This is a genomic window from Ensifer sp. SL37 (assembly GCF_026672675.1).
Taxonomy (GTDB): domain Bacteria; phylum Pseudomonadota; class Alphaproteobacteria; order Rhizobiales; family Rhizobiaceae; genus Ensifer; species Ensifer adhaerens.
In genome coordinates this window covers 1,573,639-1,586,303 of sequence record NZ_JAPPRN010000007.1, presented here as the reverse complement: position 1 = coordinate 1,586,303, position 12,665 = coordinate 1,573,639, and the positions used below count along the sequence as shown (strand labels likewise).

14 protein-coding genes are annotated in these 12,665 nt (G+C 58.3%); 7 read left to right on the top strand and 7 right to left on the bottom strand.

Going from position 1 to position 12,665, the window contains the following annotated elements:
- Position 1: 1 nt before the first annotated feature.
- Positions 2–331 carry a winged helix-turn-helix domain-containing protein gene (locus OVA00_RS40270; protein ID WP_371814277.1) on the bottom strand — a complete coding sequence of 110 codons (330 nt, stop codon included), beginning with the start codon at positions 329–331 and terminating at the stop codon, positions 2–4.
- Between the two features lie 60 nt (positions 332–391).
- Here OVA00_RS40270 and OVA00_RS39750 point away from each other — a divergent pair, with 60 nt between their 5' ends.
- Complete coding sequence (locus OVA00_RS39750; RefSeq protein ID WP_060644946.1) at positions 392–661, top strand: hypothetical protein; 270 nt, start codon at positions 392–394, stop codon at positions 659–661.
- Between the two features lie 322 nt (positions 662–983).
- Positions 984–1,202 (top strand): hypothetical protein, encoded by a 219-nt coding sequence (locus OVA00_RS39745; protein WP_268091124.1) that lies wholly within the window; start codon positions 984–986, stop codon positions 1,200–1,202.
- A 4-nt stretch (positions 1,203–1,206) separates the two neighbouring features.
- Here OVA00_RS39745 and OVA00_RS39740 read toward each other — a convergent pair whose 3' ends face one another.
- The 5 genes from OVA00_RS39740 to OVA00_RS39720 all read right to left on the bottom strand — a co-directional run bounded on the left by OVA00_RS39740 (position 1,207) and on the right by OVA00_RS39720 (position 6,520).
- Positions 1,207–1,866 (bottom strand): response regulator transcription factor, encoded by a 660-nt coding sequence (locus tag OVA00_RS39740; protein ID WP_268091123.1) that lies wholly within the window; start codon positions 1,864–1,866, stop codon positions 1,207–1,209.
- Between the two features lie 18 nt (positions 1,867–1,884).
- A complete protein-coding gene (locus OVA00_RS39735; RefSeq protein WP_113189251.1) occupies positions 1,885–2,658 on the bottom strand; it encodes an SDR family NAD(P)-dependent oxidoreductase in 774 nt (257 codons plus the stop codon).
- On the bottom strand, positions 2,655–4,370 hold the full coding sequence (locus tag OVA00_RS39730; RefSeq protein WP_268091122.1) for an acetolactate synthase catalytic subunit: 1,716 nt from the start codon (positions 4,368–4,370) through the stop codon (positions 2,655–2,657). The genes OVA00_RS39735 and OVA00_RS39730 overlap by 4 nt, the downstream gene beginning before the upstream one ends.
- A 15-nt stretch (positions 4,371–4,385) precedes the next feature.
- The gene (locus OVA00_RS39725) at positions 4,386–5,717 is read right to left on the bottom strand and encodes an aspartate aminotransferase family protein (RefSeq protein ID WP_268091121.1); all 1,332 of its coding nucleotides are present in this window, start codon (positions 5,715–5,717) and stop codon (positions 4,386–4,388) included.
- 98 nt (positions 5,718–5,815) lie between these two features.
- A complete protein-coding gene (locus OVA00_RS39720; RefSeq protein ID WP_268091120.1) occupies positions 5,816–6,520 on the bottom strand; it encodes a GntR family transcriptional regulator in 705 nt (234 codons plus the stop codon).
- 185 nt (positions 6,521–6,705) lie between these two features.
- On the opposite strand from OVA00_RS39720, the gene OVA00_RS39715 reads away from it, so the two are divergent.
- From OVA00_RS39715 to OVA00_RS39695, 5 genes are read left to right on the top strand one after another with little or no spacing between them, the layout of a single operon-like run.
- Positions 6,706–7,803 carry an ABC transporter ATP-binding protein gene (locus OVA00_RS39715; protein ID WP_252161176.1) on the top strand — a complete coding sequence of 366 codons (1,098 nt, stop codon included), beginning with the start codon at positions 6,706–6,708 and terminating at the stop codon, positions 7,801–7,803.
- Complete coding sequence (locus tag OVA00_RS39710) at positions 7,804–8,697, top strand: ABC transporter permease (protein ID WP_049810937.1); 894 nt, start codon at positions 7,804–7,806, stop codon at positions 8,695–8,697.
- A gap of 37 nt (positions 8,698–8,734) precedes the next feature.
- Positions 8,735–9,538, top strand: coding sequence for an ABC transporter permease (locus OVA00_RS39705; RefSeq protein ID WP_268091119.1), 804 nt, complete (start codon positions 8,735–8,737; stop codon positions 9,536–9,538).
- A gap of 39 nt (positions 9,539–9,577) precedes the next feature.
- On the top strand, positions 9,578–10,651 hold the full coding sequence (locus OVA00_RS39700) for an ABC transporter substrate-binding protein (RefSeq protein ID WP_442780600.1): 1,074 nt from the start codon (positions 9,578–9,580) through the stop codon (positions 10,649–10,651).
- Positions 10,639–12,198 carry a M81 family metallopeptidase gene (locus tag OVA00_RS39695; protein WP_268091117.1) on the top strand — a complete coding sequence of 520 codons (1,560 nt, stop codon included), beginning with the start codon at positions 10,639–10,641 and terminating at the stop codon, positions 12,196–12,198. The genes OVA00_RS39700 and OVA00_RS39695 overlap by 13 nt, the downstream gene beginning before the upstream one ends.
- On the opposite strand, the gene OVA00_RS39690 is transcribed toward OVA00_RS39695, so the two are convergent.
- Positions 12,140–12,658 (bottom strand): GNAT family N-acetyltransferase, encoded by a 519-nt coding sequence (locus OVA00_RS39690; protein ID WP_268091116.1) that lies wholly within the window; start codon positions 12,656–12,658, stop codon positions 12,140–12,142. The two genes, OVA00_RS39695 and OVA00_RS39690, sit on opposite strands and share 59 nt — an antisense overlap.
- Between the last annotated feature and the right edge of the window lie 7 nt (positions 12,659–12,665).

Genomic DNA, 12,665 nt, shown 5'->3' with positions numbered 1-12,665 from the left:
ATCAGTTCTGATTGAGCGCGTATCCTATCGATCGCACTGTCCTGATTGGGTCGCGTCGTAAAGACCTGCGCAATGTGCGCCGCAATCGCCCGACGTGGACGTCTACGGTTCGTGGTTCGACGAACACAGTCGCTGGCCATGCTGCCTCGATCAGTTCGTCACGTGAACAGACCTGTCCCTGCTTGCTCAACAGAAGAACCAGAAGTTTGAACTCGAGAGGCGGAAGATAGATCTCCTCGTCAGCGCAGATGACACGATGCGACGCGAGATCGATCTGGATTTCAGCGAATCGAAGCGATTTCGGCCCTGGAGACCTTTGCTCCGGGTTCATTGTCTGTGTCGGCGAAAGGCGCAGCAAGTAGTCTACCAGCCGCCGCGGCGAGATTGGTCGATGGAACCGTTCGGCGCCCGCCTTGATCAGATCGAGATGGAGTTTGCGATCATCGCCCTCGACAAGGGCGATAAGAGGAACGGACAGAGCTGCAAGTTGGTCCATAGAGGCGCAGCACTGTTCAGATGGGTCGCCCGTGAGGCGGCAGTCAATTACGACAGCCAGGACCTCGCTATCGATCTGGCGATCGATCCCGTCACTCAGTTCCACCTGAAACCCCTCTGTGGCAAGGATGTATTCCAGCCAAAGGTAAAGTTCCGCATCGGTTGAATTGATGAGTATTCGAGGCACCATCCAGTCATCCTTTCGGCATCGTCATTTTGATGTCACAAAAAGATTGCGATAGGAAGGATTATTCTCGCTTTTCGATTGCAATACGGTAACGAATAGGCGATTATGCAAGTCTTCTATCAGAATAAAATTCAATATGCTTTAACACTTAAATGAAAAATGAGGTAACATAAGGCAGTAATTTGTATTTCGACTGTCTTGCATACGCCAAGGGCTCAGTGCGAATTTCGCACTACCTGTGATTAGGTCCAATAGGCCGGCGCAACGCAAGTCAATCCACGCCGGCTCAGTGGAGCCTGTTATGTCGACGCAAACGACCGCTTCTATGATTACTTCGCAAGCCGCTTTGCGAGCGAACGAGAATGAAAGGCATCTCAGAAACGCCGTCACCAAGGTTTTTGGCGACGATGCACGTCTGGTCGCTGCCTGGAGCGCTTTGGAGGCCAAATTCGATGGTCGCGAAGAGGATTGCCGCCTTTGGGCCGCAGTCTTTCATCAGCTGCGCGCGCGTACCGTGTAATGGTCTAATTGTCTGGCGGCGCAACCAACTTGTACCCGGAGCTTCTGATCGTTTCGATGAAGGTCTCGCCGAACGGCGCCAACGCCCGCCGCAGCCGGCAAACATGGACGTCGACGCAGCGGACCGTTAGTCCGGGCTGAGACCAGCCGGCGGCAAGCAGGTCTGTGCGCAGCCTTACCCGACCGTAGTGCCGATGCAGGTCCGCAAACAGACCGAATTCAATTGGCGAGAGCCGGATCGTCCGATCTTTCCAAGTGACCGTTCGCTCGAGACGATCAAGCCGGAGGCGAGATGGTGGGTGTTGTCGCTCGCCGAGGGAACCGGCGGCCCGTCGCAGAATATCGAGGAGGCGCGGGAGACCGAACGGTCTGATCACGCATATCGTCACTCCCGCTGGCAGCAATCGGGCGACAAGTTCGCAAGAGGTGGATCGAATGAGAGCGATGGTGGCAGCCGGCTGTTTGTTGCTCGACACTATCGATCGGCATATTTCTAGCGTGTTTTCGCTGGTATCGAGGATGATGACCGCGGGATCGACGTGTTCATCGATCCCTATGTCGCCCGGCCCAATTGCTCGAGAAACCAGAAAGCCCTCAGCCTGGAGGACATACCCGAGCAGGCTGAAGAAATCCGGATCATCCGTAATCACAAGCACGCGCGCCATGTACCACCCTGACAGCTCCTAATTGGGAACGAATTCTCCGCCGTTGACGTCAATCGTAGCGCCGTTGACGAAGCCTGCCTCCGATGAGACCAAGAACGCGATTACGCTAGCAACGTCGTCCGGAGTTCCGAGCCGTCCGAGTGGAATGCGCTGACGCGCCTCCACATTGACCGGCAGCTCTGCGGGGCCCGTCATGTTGGTGATGATCCTTCCTGGTGCCACGAGGTTGACCGTTACTCCCTTCGGACTGAGGCAACCGACAAGGCCCTTCATCAATCCCGACAACCCGGCCTTGGAACTGACGTAGCCCAATCCTGCGATCCTCGGGCGAGTTCGTGCCGCGATCGATCCGACCAGCACTATCCGGCCGAAGCCCTGAATGATCATCTTTTCTGCGACCGCCTGGCAGCAGAGCATAGCGCCCGTTAAGTTCACCGCGAACACGCGGTTCCATTCATCGAGGGTGAGATCCGGAAGCGCTGTTGGGCCATTTTCGCCTTTCGGCGAAATCCCGGCGCAGCAAACGAGAATATCCGGGGATCTCCAGCTCTTTTCCACTTCAGCAAAAAAAGCTCTGATCGACGGCGGGTTCGTCAGATCGGCCTCCCCGCTGATCACCCACTCGTCGCTGGCGAGCGCTGTAAGCGCCTGCTTGGCGAGCACTGCCTGATCGTGTCGCTGTCCGAAAACAGCGACACGATAGCCATCCTTCAGCAGGCGCTGTGCCGTCGCGAGCCCGATGCCGGATGTGCCGCCCGTCACGACGGCCACCTTTTCGTGTTCGGCAATCATGCGCATTCGTCCATCTGCGCAAAGAGTGAAAGAGCCGGATGCGCACCGGGATCCGCTATCACCTCAATCAAGGTCGCGGTCTCGGTGCTCAAGGCACGCCCAAGCGCGCCGGCAAGATCCTCTGGCTTTTCGACCCGCTCGGATGCGCAACCGCAAGCGCGCGCGATCAAGCTGTGGTCAACGTTGCTGAAGTCGATCGCCGTCGTATGTCTGCCGAACTTTGCGATCTCGGCATCCTTCTGGAAGCCAAGAATGCCGTTGTTCAGCACGACGATGACTATGGGGAGGTCACTTCTGACGATCGTTTCGAGTTCGGCCCAGCTGTGGGCAAAGCCGCCGTCTCCGACGATTGCGACGACCTTCTTGGCCGGTTGGGCGCACTTGGAACCGATCGCCAACGGCACGCCCCATCCCAGTCCCGCCAAGCCCCGCGGTGTTATGAAACGAGCGCCAGCGCTTGCGCAGCGCAACTGGCCGACCACCCACATGGAGGAGTAGCTGGCGTCCGCAGCTACGATCACGTTCTCATCCAACCGTGCCTGGAGCTCACGAAGCACGCGCTCCGGACGGATAGGCATCTTGTTCGAGGACGCAACATCTTGCCGATCGACCTCAAACCGGGCCCAGCATTGGGCGATCTGCTTTTCTATCCTGGTCCGCGCCGCCCTGCGCCTGGATAGGTCTCGGTCCTTCAATGCGTTGGTGAGTGCCATAAGCGTCGCCCTGACGTCGCCAACCAAGCGGAGTGCTTCGTAATTGCGTCCGATCTCCAGCGGATCGACGTCGATATGGATGATCTTCGCGTTGGGAGGAAACTGGCGCCAACTGTCGGTCCCGTTCTGATTGGTACGCGAGCCGACCAAGAGGATCAGGTCTGCGCCTTCGACCAGCGGCAGAGTGTGTCTGCCGAGCGAGCGCGGTCCGACGAGCGAGCCAAGAACGCCGGCTGAGAGTGGATGATGCTCGTCGACTGATCCTTTTCCCATGTTCGTCGTAAGCACCGGCAATCCAGCAGCTTCCTGGAGAGTTGCAAGTGCTTGCGACGCATCGCTTGCGTGGACCCCTCCCCCCGCGATGGCAATCGGTGCTTGCGCTTCGGCGATCAGCTTAGCTGCGAGCGCGATGACGTCATCGCAAGGGCGCCCGCGATCGAGCGGATAATGTCCGAGGTGGCTGCGCCTTGTTGCCGGCCGCTCGGGTCCTTGTTCTCTAAGGAGGTCCGCCGGCAGCAAAAGCACTGCAGGTCCTGGTCTTCCGGAGGCGGATGCAACGAAGGCCTGGTCGAGGTAGTCTTCAATGCGGTCCGCCTCAGTGACGCGGCGCACCCACTTTGCGCAAGGTTGGAACAACTGGATATGGTCCAGTTCCTGGAAGGCGTTCTTGTCGGTTTGTCTGCGCTCGACGTCCTGGACAAGTGCAATGAGCGGGACGCTGGCTTTCAAGGCTTCGGCGAGGGGTGGAACCAGGAGCGTTGCTGCCGGCCCGTTTTGAGCGGCGACCACCGCAACCTTGCCGGAAACGCGCGCGTAGCCATCTGCCATTGCACCGCCCATGTTCTCCTGCCGGTAGGCGATCTGGCGTATGCCAATTGCTTCGGCTGCCAGGATGAGCGCGGATGGAAGGCTTTGTGCAAATATGTGCTCGACGCCATGACGCTGAAGCGCAAGCGCCATGCGTTCCGCGACGGTGATCATTTTCGTATTGATCGTCATTGTGCTTCTCGTCGTTTAGTAGGTCTGGGAAATAAAGTCATCGAAGACTTCGATGACATGTTCGATGTCAGCCGCCGTCATGGCGGTAGAGAGGCATGCCGAAGCGCCTATCGGGAGGGAGATGCCGTTGGAAATGCAATGGCGGGTCAATCGGCGCATCGTTTCCTCCTGCTCGGCCGACATGAAGGCTTCGCGGTAGGTGCGTGGAAGCTCTGAGCGTGGGTGGATCCGAAACAAGGACGCAGTGCCGGTCACGCAGAATGGCGCGCCGCTTCTTGCGATGGCTGTTCGAAGCCCGAGGCGGACTTGATCGCCAAAATGCTCGAGACGGCTGAATGCATCTTCATTCATGGCCTGCATAGTTGCTAGGCCGGCGACCATGGAGACTGGATTTGCAGAGAAGGTGCCGCCTTGCGGAACCGCCGGCCGGCCATGCTCCGCGCTAAAAACGCGCATCACCTCGCTGGAGCCCCCGATCGCACCGATGGGGAACCCCCCGCCAATGATTTTGCCCGCGGTGATGAGGTCCGGGGTAAGGCCGTGCCGCTCGGATGCGCCTTGGTATCCCTGCCTGAGGTTAAGAACTTCGTCGGACACGATCAAAATGGAATGACGGCGCGCCAGTTCCATGATCGCCTGGATGAACTCTGGCTCCGGTTCGATCAAGCCGGCCCTGCTCGGCATGACGTCGATCAAAATGCAGGCGGTTCGGCCGCCGACGGAACCGATCGCGTGTTCAAGGGCGTCAACGTCGTTGAATGGCAGGACCGTCACGTCGTCTGCGACGCTGGCCGGGGCGCCGTGGTAACCTGGAACGCTGCTCGGTCGCTGGACTGGTCCCCAATTTGCCGGGCTGTTTGACTGCCCGACTTCGGCCCAGTCGCTGGCACCGTGATAGGCGCCCTCGAAGCGAATCACATTTGTCTTGCCCGTGACGGCACGCGCCGTTTTGATTGCGAACATGACGGCTTCCGTGCCGCTGTTTACGAAGCGAATATTTTCGATCGCCGGAATGCGCTCGACGAGCAAGGCGGCGAGTGCAATTTCATGTTCGGTTGGGTTTGCGAAGCAGGTTCCGTCCCTTACCGTTCGAGACACTGCTTCGACGACCGGCGGGAACGCGTGGCCGTGTATCAGGGTAGTGAAGTTGTTGTTGAGGTCGAGAAATCTGCTGCCGTCGAGATCGACGAGGTGGGCCCCCTCCCCCCGCGTCACGTAGATCGGGCCACCATCGCGCTCAACCGTGGCTCTTGAGGTGCCATCCGGAAAGTACCGGCGCGCCTCCCTGAATGCGGCGTTGGACCGGGCTCTGGATTGAGCCCGAGCGGCCACTATGCTGTCCATCATCAAACTTCCCTTTGCAACGAGCAGTGGTTCATGTTTTCGTCGCAATTATGTTGCAACAAAAATGACGCTCTGGGAAGTCACGCAACAAAAAACTTTTCTTAGGTCGTCGACTGTCGCCGAATTCTGTCCGCATCGACCCGGCGGAGGCGACGGTATCCGTCCCGAATGTCGCTCTCGATTGCCGCCCGCACGCCCTCGGCATCGCCAATTACAAGGCTCTCGATTGCTGCCAGGTGGTTGTGCACGCCAAACCTGTTTTCTGCGAACTCCGGGTACAGATCATGGAAAGCCGCCCCTGTGCGCAGCCAAAGTGTCTCAATGGTTGCGACGAGGTTGGGCATTTCGCTGAGCTGGTAGAGCGCGAAATGGAATTCGCGGTTTGAGGCGAGAACGCCAACGTAGTCTCGTTTGTCGAGGCGCTCGTTGATCGTCTGTTGCAGTGTCTGCAACTGGGTGATCGTCTCTTGTGTGGCGTTGGGTGCCCCCTTGAACGCCGCAAGGCCTTCCAGGGCCAATCGCATCGCGGTCACCTCGTCGAGTGCTTCTCGCGTCAGGCTTGGAACGATCACCGTCTTCGGGCCTGCAAACACAAGCGCGCCTTCCTGTGTCAGCCGGTTGATGGCCTCACGAGCAGGTGTCGAACTCACTCCGAGTTCGTCGGCGACGCCCCGCACGGTCAATTTGGTGCCCGGCGCAAATGCCCCTCGGATCAAGCGTTCCTTCAGATCGTCGTATGCGACATCGCGTAGTCGCGTCGGATTCTTTCCATCTGTGGTTTCGATTCCATCCGCTGCGTCGCTCAATCTACGTCTCCCGGTTGACTTGTTCGCAATTATGTTGCAACAAAAGTGAAATATGTCGTTTACGCGAACTTTATGTGACCTCGCAGAGCTACCACTATTCGCTGCACGGGTAACGCAATCATGACTTGCATGTTTATTCGCAGCTTTGCAGCCTGCGGTAATTGATTGATCAATGGGAGGTTTATTTGATCGGAGAGAGAGTCACCTTACGGGGTCTTCGAAAGAGCTATGCGGGCGCCTTGGCGGTGGAGCGACTGTCGCTCGACATAGCCGCAGGGGAGTTCTTGTCCATCCTCGGCCCCTCCGGCTCGGGAAAGACCACCCTCCTTACCATGATCGCGGGGTTCGAGTACCCGGACGAAGGAACGATCTCAGTCGGAGTCAGGGACATCACACGAGTTGTGCCGAACCGGCGCGGGATCGGCATGGTGTTTCAGAAGTATGCGCTGTTCCCGCATCTGACCGTGGCTGAAAACATTGCTTTTCCCCTGAAGATGCGGCGCCAGCCGAGTGGTGACATCAAGGCGGATGTGGCAGCCGCTCTCCACTTGGTTCAGCTTTCGGATTTTGCCGGGAGATATCCGCATGAACTGTCAGGTGGGCAGCAACAGCGCGTGGCCGTGGCGCGCGCATTGGTGTTCCGCCCACCCGTGCTTCTCATGGACGAGCCGCTGGGAGCATTGGACAAGAAGCTTCGGGAAAGCATGCAGTTCGAGATCAAGGCATTGCAGCAGAACCTGGGCGTAACCGTGGTTTATGTGACCCATGATCAGGAAGAAGCCCTGACAATGTCGGATCGGGTTGCGGTTATGGCCGGCGGCAACCTTGTTCAGGTCGGATCGCCGCAAGATCTCTATGAGAGGCCGCGCGACAGTTTTGTAGCTGACTTCATAGGCAAGATGAACTTCGTTGCAGGCCATGTTGTCGGGGTCGAGGCTGACGAGACGATAGTCCGAACCGCGCCAGGAGGTCTCTTCCGTGTCAAAGGTCGGACGGCGGGGGCCAGACAAGCTCAATCCGTCCAACTGGCGTTCCGTCCCGAACGCGCCCGATTGATGGCGAAGGAAGAGGGCCGGCCGGATGCAATCGGCGGAACGGTGGCCGCGAGCGTATTCGTTGGAACTCACCACATGTATGTGATCGATATCGCCGCCGGAGATGCCCGCCAGCTGCACGTCCAGGCCGAGACAAGTGCAACGATGCGCTTTTCGACCGGCGACAAAGTCGATGTCATACCCGACCTCTCTCGTCTCGTGGCGTTTCCTCTGGCGGAGGCTCGCTAGATGGAGCAAGTTTCTCTGGAAATACCTGGAGGTTCGATTGCTCGCGGCGGATCGGCAAAGATCCTGTCGCGGAGCGCGACAATCCTGTTGCTGATGCCGCTGGCCCTGCTTTTGGCAATCGGGTTCGTCTACCCGCTTCTGCAACTGGTCAAGATCAGCCTCTTCACGCCCGAATTTGGAATAGAAAGCTATCGGCGCATCCTCAACGAGCCTTTGTATCTGCTGGTCCTGCTGCGGACTTTTATGGTGGCGTTTTGTGTCATGGTTTTATGCCTCGTCGGTGGCTACCCGGTTGCATTCGCCATGTCGCGTCTGAAAGGCAGATCCGCGGCGCTCGTTGCTGCATGTGTGCTGATCCCCTTGTGGACATCCGTTCTGATCCGCTCCTATGCGTGGATCGTCCTGCTCCAGCGCAACGGGATCATCAATTCCGCTCTGCTCGACGCAGGTCTCGTCAGCGAGCCGCTGAAGCTCATCTATACGGAGACCGCCGTGATCGTGGCGATGGCGCATGTGCTCATGCCGTTCATGATCCTGCCGTTGTTTTCCACCTTGCGCTCCATCCCGAAAGACCTGTCGCATGCAGCTCTCAACCTTGGTGCCGGACCGCTCGTAGCGTTCCTGCGAGTCACCTTGCCATTGAGCACGCCAGGTGTCTTCGCCGGCTGCGTCATGACCTTCATTCTCGCGATCGGCTTCTACATCACGCCCACCTTGGTTGGTGGGCCAGGTTCGATGATGATCGCAACCCTGATTGGCCAACAGACCACCGTTGTCTTGGATTGGTCGTTCGCAGCAGCACTGTCGACCGTGCTTCTGGTGATCACCCTCATCCTTGTCGTGGCCTTTCGAAAAACCATCTCGCTGAACAAGGGGTTCAATGGTGTCAACTGATCAAACCACTTCTCAAACTCCATTGCAGTTCACTCAAATGACCCTCGCAGAATCAGGACGCCTGTCGAGATCCGTCACGGGCGGTCTCGCTCGGATCGTTGTTGCCGCCGTCCTGTTTTTCCTGATGCTGCCCACGATCGTGGTCATCCCGATGTCGTTGAGCGCCGGCGAGTTCATCGAGTTCCCGCCGCGTGGTCTGAGTTTACGCTGGTATGGGGAGTTCTTCGCCGATCCAGAGTGGCTCTCTGCCACGCTCTTCAGCCTGAGAATTGCCCTTTCAACGACAGTTGCCGCAACGGTCGTCGGGACCCTGGCCTCTATCGCCCTCGTGCGGGGTCAGATTGCGGGGAAGCCGATTATTCAGGCGCTTTCGATCGGGCCGATGATCGTTCCGCATATCGTTCTCGGCGTTGCGCTCTATCTCGTGTTTGCACCGCTTCAGTTGACGGGCAACTTTCTCGGCTTTCTGATCGCTCACACCGTGCTTTCGATACCTTATGTGGTCATCACCGTGAGTGCGGCCCTTCAACGTCTCGATCCGGTCCTCGAACTTGCTGCACTTAGCTGCGGGGCCAGCAGACCGCGTGCCTTCTTTTCCGTCGTTCTGCCGAATATTGCCCCGGCGATCGCCGCTTCTTCCGTCTTCGCGTTCCTTGCTTCTTTCGACGAGGCAACGGTGGCGTTCTTCATCTCCGACACGGGCGGCAAGACGATCAGCCGCAAGATGTTCGAGGACATCGATTTCAATCTCACGCCCGTCATCGCAGCCGCATCAACGCTGCTCGTCGGTGTTTCGCTTTTGCTGATGGCATCCGTCCAGACCTTCGCAAAGAAACGCTGAAACAAACGCCAACATTTTTATTCCCGGGAGGAAAATTCAATGACAGCAGCCAAGTATCTCATACAGCGGCCGTGCACCTTCATCGTTGCAGCTTTCGCACTTGTGTTGGGCGCGAGCGGCCATGCAAGCGCCAACGAAGAGGTCATCATTGCCTCAACCGGCGGGGCCTACGACAAGGCCTTGCGCGAAGCGTGGTTCGACCCTTTCACAAAGGAAACGGGCATCGCCGTGAAAACCGTCGCGGCAACCAATGCGGAAATGCGGGCCAAGGCCACTGCGATGGTCAAGACCGGCAACGTGTCCTGGGATCTCTTCATGCAGGGCGAAATACAGGCGATGTCCCCGCAACACCTCGAGACTGCTGCGGATATCAGTGACTTCTGCAGAAACCTCGACGGGCGTGAAGACCTGGTTGCGGACGCCTGCAGACCGGGCGGAATCCGGCTCCAGTCCACCGCAACGCTGCTCGTCTATGACCGCAGCAACGCGTCCGCGCCGGTTCCCGAGACGTGGGCGGACATGTGGGACACGAAGCGGTTCCCCGGCGGCAGAGCCTTTCCCAACTTTGATGACCCCTGGCGCGTGATGGCAGCGGCACTGCTTGCCGATGGGGTGCCGCGCGACAAGCTCTTTCCTCTCGACGTTGATCGGGCGTTTGCGAAGCTTGATGAAATCCGCCCGTCCGTATCGGTGTGGTGGAAGACGGGCGACCAAAGCGTGCAGGGTTTCAGAAACAAGGACTACAGTCTCGGTCAAATCTGGTTGACGAGAGCAACGGCGCTGAAAGCCGAGGGCCACCCGATCGGCTGGTCCTACAAGGCCGCCTTTCTTGTCGGAGACCGCGTCGCCCTGCTCAAGGATGCTCCCAATCGAGAAAACGCTCTCAAGCTCATGGCCTATTGGCTCAACAATCCGAAGGCCCAGGCGCGAGCCTGTGAGCTGCTTTCATGCACACCGCCTAGCAACCTTGCGATCGAAATGATGTCGGCTGAAGTGCGGGCCAGCATGCCCTCGCCTGTCGACATTGAAGAGCACATCATCGTGCCCGATGCCGAGTGGATCAACGCGAACGCCCCGCGGCTGCTCGAACGCTGGAATGCGTGGATCAGGTAAGGATCAAGATGAGCACTGACTTCAACTCACCAAGAAAAACCGTCCTTGTCGCTCGAATCTGGCACGAGTCGAACGGTTTTAATCCTCGGGTCACCGGGCGGGACGCCTTCGAGATCATGGCAGGCAAGGATTTCCTCGAGAAAGCTCGGAAGAGTGGTTCGACGATCGGCGGTATCATTTGCCGGCTAACCGAAGCCGATGTCGAAATCGTCGGAAGTTTGTCGGCCTCCGCCCCTCCGAGCGGACTTGTCGAGCATGAGTTCTATGTGGAACTGCGTGACCAATTGCTCGGTGATGTTGCGGCTCATCGGCCGGATGCCATCGCGTTGGAACTGCATGGGGCCATGGCGACGACCAGATGCCCCGATGCCGAAGGGGAGCTCCTTACGGAACTCAGAACGCTCGTCGGTCCTGACGTACCAATCGCCATCGGCCTCGACCTCCACGCCAACGTCACTGTGGATATGATCGAAGCGGTCGACATCTGCATCGCTTGCAAGGAGAACCCTCATTCCGATGTCGTCGAATGTGGCCACAAGGTTGCCGACTGCATACTGGCGATGCTGGATGGTCGATTGAAACCTGTCACGACAATGGCAAAGGTTCCAATGATCCTGCCTGGAGCTGGAGAGACTGCGACGGGCCCCCTTTATGACCTGCACGAGATGGCGCGCGATTACGTCAGTTCTGATCCGGGTATATGGGACATATCGCTGTTCAACGTTTTTCGTTACTCGGATGATCACGATATCGGACAAGCAGTTGTGGTTACCACAAATGGCAAAGCCGACCCGATAACCATAGCAAGGAATCTTGCTGAGGCGTTCTGGATCCGGAGAGACGAGTTTATCGATGACCTTTTGTCCATCGACGAGGCGCTGACGAAGTGTGCCGCTAGCCACGGCGAGCGCTACATCTTCGCCGACATGGGTGACCGCATTCTTGCAGGGGCGCCCGGCGACAGTACAGCCATCCTGCAGGCCGCTCTGGAAAGGTATCCCGGCCTGCGGGGTGCTATGTCACTGACCGATCCCCAAGCAGTGATCGCAGCGCACACCGCCGGACAAGGAGCGTCACTCGAAATTCTGATCGGCGGGCGCGTGACCCCGGGTTTTCTACCGTATCCTGTGAAGGCCGTCGTCAGACATCTTGGCGACGGACACTGCGTTCTTGCCGGCCCGTTTCAAGGGGGACAGGCGTGCACGATGGGCGATACGGCTGTGCTCGAAATCGACGGACGACTTTCGGTGTTGCTGACCACTCATCCAGCCTTCAGCCATGACCCGGCTGTCTTTACCAGCCAAGGTGTCGGGCTAAGCAGCAAGGACTTTATCGTTGTGAAGTCCGGCTACCATTTCAAGCTCAATTTTGCTGACTACGGAGAACCTCTGCTCGTGCGTAGCCCGGGCGTCGGCTACTATGAAAAGGGTGTCTTCAACTACAAACGCGCCCGCTTTTGGCCAGAGCACGCGCAGGCCTCCTGCCCGGTCACGACCATGGTACGGGGGCCGATCGCTGGTTCAAGCCATGCCGAACGGATCGATTGAGTATGAACCGGTTGTGGGCTCTTCCCTGCTCTACGAAGCCCAGGTCTTGAAACCCGAGTTTTGTGAGAACGCGCATGGAATGATGGTTTTCCGGCCGAACGAAGGCGACGATCTGATTGATCGACATTGTCTGGAACGCGCGGTCAACGACGGCCGCCGCCGCCTCTGTCGCCACACCACGGCCGGTGGCTGCGGCTAAGAAACAGTAGCCGAGCTCGGCTTCTTCGTCGGGGTTGATCCGAAGACCACATCTGCCAATTGGAGGGCTCGCTGCCTCTTTTCTATCAAAGACGAGATAAAACCCGCAGCCGAAGGATCGCCAGTGTTGAACATAGCCTTGAAGCAGATGATCCGAGCAACTCCTGCTCATTTGATCCACATTGGCCAGAAGCAGCGACACGGCGACATCCCGGTGGACATGATAGAGGCCGTCACCATCGGCGTTCGTGGTGGGACGCATGTAAAGG

Coding starts and splice junctions, on each gene's coding strand:
- OVA00_RS39745 (WP_268091124.1), top strand. CDS start 984: ATGTCGACGCAAACGACCGCTTCTATGATTACTTCGCAAGCCGCTTTG.
- OVA00_RS39725 (WP_268091121.1), bottom strand. CDS start 5,717: ATGATGGACAGCATAGTGGCCGCTCGGGCTCAATCCAGAGCCCGGTCC.
- OVA00_RS39735 (WP_113189251.1), bottom strand. CDS start 2,658: ATGATTGCCGAACACGAAAAGGTGGCCGTCGTGACGGGCGGCACATCC.
- OVA00_RS39750 (WP_060644946.1), top strand. CDS start 392: ATGGAACCGTTCGGCGCCCGCCTTGATCAGATCGAGATGGAGTTTGCG.
- OVA00_RS39690 (WP_268091116.1), bottom strand. CDS start 12,658: ATGCGTCCCACCACGAACGCCGATGGTGACGGCCTCTATCATGTCCAC.
- OVA00_RS39700 (WP_442780600.1), top strand. CDS start 9,578: ATGACAGCAGCCAAGTATCTCATACAGCGGCCGTGCACCTTCATCGTT.
- OVA00_RS39740 (WP_268091123.1), bottom strand. CDS start 1,866: ATGGCGCGCGTGCTTGTGATTACGGATGATCCGGATTTCTTCAGCCTG.
- OVA00_RS40270 (WP_371814277.1), bottom strand. CDS start 331: ATGAACCCGGAGCAAAGGTCTCCAGGGCCGAAATCGCTTCGATTCGCT.
- OVA00_RS39730 (WP_268091122.1), bottom strand. CDS start 4,370: ATGACGATCAATACGAAAATGATCACCGTCGCGGAACGCATGGCGCTT.
- OVA00_RS39705 (WP_268091119.1), top strand. CDS start 8,735: ATGACCCTCGCAGAATCAGGACGCCTGTCGAGATCCGTCACGGGCGGT.
- OVA00_RS39710 (WP_049810937.1), top strand. CDS start 7,804: ATGGAGCAAGTTTCTCTGGAAATACCTGGAGGTTCGATTGCTCGCGGC.